The organism is Desulfoluna spongiiphila (assembly GCF_900101345.1).
Classification (GTDB): domain Bacteria; phylum Desulfobacterota; class Desulfobacteria; order Desulfobacterales; family Desulfolunaceae; genus Desulfoluna; species Desulfoluna spongiiphila.
Genome location: NZ_FMUX01000045.1, coordinates 1 through 5,572, shown reverse-complemented (window position 1 = coordinate 5,572; position 5,572 = coordinate 1). Strand labels below are relative to the sequence as shown.

General features: G+C 59.0%; 6 protein-coding genes. 5 read left to right on the top strand and 1 reads right to left on the bottom strand.

The window, feature by feature from the left end; translation table 11 throughout:
- The 5 genes from BLQ12_RS26690 to BLQ12_RS26670 all read left to right on the top strand — a co-directional run.
- A partial coding sequence (locus BLQ12_RS26690) for a 4Fe-4S dicluster domain-containing protein (protein ID WP_175470089.1) occupies positions 1-579 on the top strand: 579 nt, incomplete at its 5' end.
- Between the two features lie 200 nt (positions 580-779).
- Positions 780-1,331 (top strand): BMC domain-containing protein, encoded by a 552-nt coding sequence (locus BLQ12_RS26685; protein WP_092216026.1) that lies wholly within the window; start codon positions 780-782, stop codon positions 1,329-1,331.
- A 155-nt stretch (positions 1,332-1,486) separates the two neighbouring features.
- Entirely contained in the window at positions 1,487-3,907 is a 2,421-nt protein-coding gene (gene cutC, locus BLQ12_RS26680; protein ID WP_092216024.1) for a choline trimethylamine-lyase, read from the top strand.
- Positions 3,908-3,960: 53 nt separating this feature from the next.
- Positions 3,961-4,320, top strand: coding sequence for a BMC domain-containing protein (locus tag BLQ12_RS26675; RefSeq protein ID WP_092216022.1), 360 nt, complete (start codon positions 3,961-3,963; stop codon positions 4,318-4,320).
- Between the two features lie 283 nt (positions 4,321-4,603).
- Positions 4,604-5,173, top strand: a complete 570-nt coding sequence (locus BLQ12_RS26670) for an ANTAR domain-containing response regulator (RefSeq protein ID WP_092216020.1) — start codon at positions 4,604-4,606, stop codon at positions 5,171-5,173.
- 101 nt (positions 5,174-5,274) lie between these two features.
- Here BLQ12_RS26670 and BLQ12_RS26665 read toward each other — a convergent pair.
- Positions 5,275-5,572: transposase (locus tag BLQ12_RS26665; RefSeq protein WP_139164141.1), on the bottom strand; the 298-nt coding region annotated here is incomplete at its 5' end.

Below are 5,572 nucleotides of genomic sequence, written 5' to 3'. Positions count from 1 at the left end.
ACGGTCTGCTGCCAGTGCACCCACTGCACCGAGCTCTGCCCCAGGAACCTTCTGGGTCACTCCATCAATCCCCACAAGCTCATGCGCTCCCTGTCGGCCCTGGTTCAGGACCCACGGGCCCGCATGGAGGCGCTCCTCTGCTGCGAGTGCGGCATCTGCGAGAAGTTCGCCTGTCCCATGGGGATCTCTCCCCGTGAGGTGAACATGCTCATCAAAAAAGAGCTGATGAAAGAGGGGGTTCGCTGGCCCGCCACCGGTGAAGAGCCCGTGAACAATCCCATGCGCGACGTGCGCTACGTGCCCACCAAGCGGCTCATGCAGCGCCTGGACGTGCTCAAGTACGACACCCACCCCGGCATGCCCGAAGAGCGTTTCGTGCCCGAGCGCGTGGCCATCCCCCTTGCCCAGCACATCGGCGCCCCGGCGCAGTGCCTGGTCAAAGAAGGCGACCGCGTGGCCAAGGGCGACCTCATCGGTGAGATCCCCGAAGGGGCCCTCGGGGCGCGCATCCATGCCAGCATCGACGGCGTGGTCACCTCCGTTGAAGACGGCGTGGTGAGGATTTCACGCAACGGCTAACCCAGGTTCGCAAATGCTCCGTACCTTCGTTCCTCAGGTACGTCACATTTGCTGACGGGCTGCGCCCGTGGATGACGGCATGACCTGTTTGTCAAACTTTTCAAAAGTTTGGCCCCCGGCAGGGCCGCCGGAGGCATTTTTTTTGTTTTTTGCTTTTACGCCGGAGTTGTCCGGTTCATAAAGAATAACGAGGTAAGAGTATGAACTACAGAACGATCGGTGTTGTTGAAATGAACAGCATCGCCCTGGGCATTCAGACCGCAGACGAAATGAGCAAAGCCGCCACCGTGGACCTGGTGATGGCCCGTCCCACCTGTCCGGGACGGTACCTGATCATGGTGGCCGGGGACACCGGCTCCGTCAAGAGCTCCGTGGAGGTCGGCCGCGAGCTGGGAGGGGACCAGGTCATCGACTGGTTCGTGATTCCCAGCGTTCACTCCATGGTGCTGCCCGCCCTCTCCGGGGCCACCATCGTGCCCCGCATCAACGCCCTGGGCGTCATCGAAACCTACACCGTGGCCTCCTGCATCCTGGCCGCCGATGCCGCCGCCAAGGCCGGCCAGGTGGATCTCATCGAGATCCGTTTCGCCGCAGGCCTTGCCGGCAAGTCCTTTGTCACCATGACCGGTGACGTGGGCTCGGTGAAGGCCTCCGTGGCTGCCGGTATCGAAGGGGTAGGGGAGTCCGGACCCGTGTACAGCCACGTGGTCATTCCCTCACCCAGCGACGACCTCAAGGCACAGCTTGTGTAACGCAGCAGGTCGGTTTATTTCCTTGGACCGGCCGTTTTCATGGGGGAGCCTCGGTGCTCCCCCATGATCCTGAGCTGCGATGCCCGTCTTTTTTCAGGTATCGCAGCTCAGGATCATGTACGTTGGCTTTTTCACTTCCCCACCCCAGGTAGGTCATGATGACATCCGTTACTGAACCCAGCAGTTGCCGCAACGCTCGGAAGGGAGCTCAACTCCCGGAGCGCCTTGCCCGCCTCAAGGAGGCGTACCTTAACGTCAAGCCGAGCATGACCATCGGTCGTGCCCTGGCCTTTACGGCCGTCGCCAAAGAGTATCCGGAATTGCCCAACAACCTTCGCCGGGCAAAGGGGTTTAAGCGGGCCTGCGAAACAGCGCCCATGCTGATCCGCGACGACGAGCTGATTGTGGGCCATCCCTGCGGCAGGGCCCGGGCCGGTGCCTTTTCACCGGACACCGCCTGGAAATGGGTGCGTGATGAGCTTGACACCATTGGGACCCGCCCCCAGGATCCGTACGTCATCAGCGAAGACGACAAAAAAATCCTGCGCGAGGAGATTTTTCCCTTCTGGGAGGGCAGGTCCCTGGACGAAGCCTGCGAAGCGTGGTTTCGCAAGGAGAACCTGTGGGAGTTTTCCGCCGAGGCCTGCGTGAGCGATTTGACGTACCACCATACCAGCGGCGGCGGCGACACCAGCCCCGGCTACGACATCCTTCTTTTTACCAAGGGCATCGGCGGCATCAAGGCCGAGGCCGAAGCCCACCTTGCGCAGATTTCAGGGGACAGCGCCGAAGAGAAGGAAAAGGTGGCCTTTTACCAGGCCGCCGTGGAAACCTGTGAGGGGGTCCTGATCTATGCGGGGCGCCTTTCGTCCCACGCACGGGAGCTGGCAGCCAGGGAACAGGATCCCGGGCGCAAGGCCGAACTGGAGCGGATCGCCGAGGTCAACGCCCGTGTCCCGGCCCATCCCCCGGAGACCTTCCAGGAAGCCCTCCAGGCCATCTGGACCATCCAGTCCCTTTTTCTCATGGAAGAGAACCAGTGCAGCACCTCCCTGGGACGCTTTGACCAGTATGTCTACCCCTGCTACGAAGCCGATATGAAGGCAGGGTCCCTGGGCGAGGACCGGGCCCATGAGCTCATGGGCTGCTTTATCATCAAGTGCTCCGAGATGATCTGGTACACCCCGGAGGCAACGGCCACCTATTTTGCCGGGTACATGCCCTTTATCAACCTGTGCGTGGGCGGCCAGAAGCGCGAGGGCGGGGACGCCACCAACGACTTGACCTATCTCGTCATGGACGCCGTCGCCCGGGTGGGTGTGTACCAGCCCTCCCTGGCCTGCCGCATCCACAACCAGTCTCCCCAGGCGTACCTCCAAAAGATCGTGGAGGTGATCAAGGCCGGGGGCGGTATGCCTGCCTGCCATTTTGACGACGCCCACATCAAGATGATGCTGAGAAAGGGCTTCGATTTTGAAGACGCACGGGACTACAGCCTCATGGGATGCGTCGAGCCCCAGAAGTCGGGCCGCATCCATCAGTGGACCGCCGGTGGCTTTACCCAGTGGCCCATCGCCATTGAGTTTGTCTTCAACCGGGGCGTGATGCCCTCCTTCGGCAGCATGCAGGGGGTCGACACCGGCGATTTGAAAGGGCTTACCACCTACGAGGCCTTTGACGCGGCGGTGAAAAAGCAGCTGGACCACATCATGGCCATGACGGCCCGGGGCACGGTGATCAACCAGACCCTGGTGCGGGACATGGTGCCAACGCCCTATATGTCCCTGTTCGTGGACGGGTGCATGCAAAGCGGAAAGGACGTCACCGCAGGCGGCGCGGTCCTGTACGAAGGGCCGGGGACCATCTTTGCCGGACTGGGGACCTACGCCGACAGCATGGCCGCCATCAAAAAGCTCGTCTTTGATGAAAAAAAATACACCCTCACGGACATGAAAACGGCCCTGGACGCAAACTGGGACGGCTACGAAGAGATACGTAGGGATTGCCTGTCGGCTCCGAAGTACGGAAACGACGACGACTATGCCGATCTGATTACAAGGGATATCGTCGATTACACCGAAAAAACCATCAATCAGCATACGTCGCTCTATGCCCGGCTGATTCACGGCACCCTGTCCCAGTCCTTTAACACCCCCCTGGGGGAGATGGTGGGGGCCACACCCAACGGCCGCTCGGCCGGGGCGCCCCTTTCCGACGGCATGAGTCCGTCCCAGGGAGCCGACACAAAGGGCCCCACGGCAGTCATCAAGTCCGTGGGAAAGCTTAACGTGGAGTCCATGAGCCTGGGGATGGCACACAATTTCAAATTGATGCAGGGGTCCCTTGAAACACCCCAGGGCGAAGCCGGATTGATTGCACTGCTCCGCACGGCCTCTCTCTTCGGCAACGCCCAGATGCAGTTCAATTATATCGACAACGAAACCCTGAGGAAGGCCCAGGAGAATCCCGAAGCATATCGGGATCTCATGATGCGGGTCGCCGGGTACAGTGCGTTTTTTGTGGAACTCTGCAAGGACGTGCAGGATGAAATCATCAGCCGCACCATGATTGAATAAGAAGGGCTGCAGACAGCCGCCACGGCAACGGGGCGGATTTTAATGGAGACGACGTGACAGGCGACGCACACGCACACAAACAGCGGGTCATTCAAGAATATGTGCCGGGGAAGCAGGTGACCCTGGCCCATGTGATCGCAAGCCCCCAGCAGGGTATCTACATGAAACTGGGCCTCGACGACGAGGCAGGGGACGCCATTGGTATCCTGACCATCACGCCTCCGGAAGGGGTGATCATCGCCGCAGACATCGCCACCAAGGCGGCCGGTGTGGACATCGGTTTTCTGGACCGCTTCGGCGGCTCCCTGGTGCTGGTGGGGGATGTGGCCAGTGTGGAGTCGTCCCTGAAAGGGGTGCTGGATTTCTTTGACGGCGTGCTTCGGTACGCCTCCGTTGAAATGACACGCTCGTAAGAAAAGCATTAAAAACAATGCCTCCGGCGGCAAGGTGTGCCACCTTGAAAGCAGCTTGCGAATGCGTTTTTCCCCTCGTTCCTCGGGGAAAATCACATCCGCCTTTGATCGAGGTTAGCCTGAATCAATTTTATTGGGCCTGTTTGTTGAACTTTTCAAAGGTTTAACCCCCGGCAGGGCCGCCGGAGGCATAAGATGGACGGGTACAAACAGATCCTCCTGGGTCGGTCGGCGTGCCGACGGCCCGTGGTGCATGACATAACAGAAGGTGTGTAAAACAGGCATGAAATACAGAATAGTCATAGTCGATGACGAACCCTTGATTCGCAAGGGTATCCGGGAAATTCTCGAAGGCGCGGGCTACGATGTGGTGGCCGAAGCCACCGACGGCCTGGACGCGGTGGTGGTGTGCCACAAGCACAGGCCTGATCTGGTTCTGATGGATATCAACATGCCGCTTCTGGACGGCTTGAAGGCAGCCCAGATGATTCGCTCCGAAAAGACCGCAGGGGGAATCCTGCTGGTGACGGCCAACACGGGCCGGGAGAGTGTGGACATGGCCAAGGAGGCCGGGGTCATCGGGTACGTGGTCAAACCGGTGAAGGAGGAGTCCCTCCTGCCCATGGTGGAGATCGCCGTGGCCCGGGCAACCGAGATCGCCGGGCTGGAGTGCGATGTCGAGGAAGCAAGGGGCCAGCTCGAGGCCCGCAAGCTGGTGGACCGGGCAAAGGGGCTGTTGATGAAGACCTTTGATATCAGCGAAGAGACGGCTTACAAGCGGCTTCGCAAGCTCAGCATGGACAAGCGGTGTTCCATGAAGGAGATTGCAAAGGTGATTGTGATGAACGCCTGACACAGAGCATTGGCCATGGAGAGGGAACCATGGCCGTGTTTTTTTTGGAAATATATAGGGGTTGCTGAACAATTTTGCGCGATTAATTTCAGGACATGGGGTTAGTCAGCTGCAGATGCAAAACGTGACACTCTAAACGGCCACCACCGAATTGGCTCTTTGAAAAACAGGCACAACAAAATGGCTTTCAGCCATTTTTCAAGATTCATAACTAAAAAGCATAGTGAGATGGCAGTTTCACTGGTCTTTGCTAATTTTGTCATGACACGGCCAAGACAGTATCGTCTCTTTGCTTGTCCAAATTTTCCTTCAATGGGGATTCGATCTATTTCGTCTTGTCGGGCCTGAAGAGACTTTTTGATTAGTTCTGCCTCAGTTTCTGCGGTTCTTTTCGGTGGT

Excerpts from the sequence above, each read along its gene's own strand:
- cutC (WP_092216024.1), top strand. The coding sequence starts at position 1,487 with ATGATGACATCCGTTACTGAACCCAGCAGTTGCCGCAACGCTCGGAAG.
- BLQ12_RS26685 (WP_092216026.1), top strand. The coding sequence starts at position 780 with ATGAACTACAGAACGATCGGTGTTGTTGAAATGAACAGCATCGCCCTG.
- BLQ12_RS26670 (WP_092216020.1), top strand. The coding sequence starts at position 4,604 with ATGAAATACAGAATAGTCATAGTCGATGACGAACCCTTGATTCGCAAG.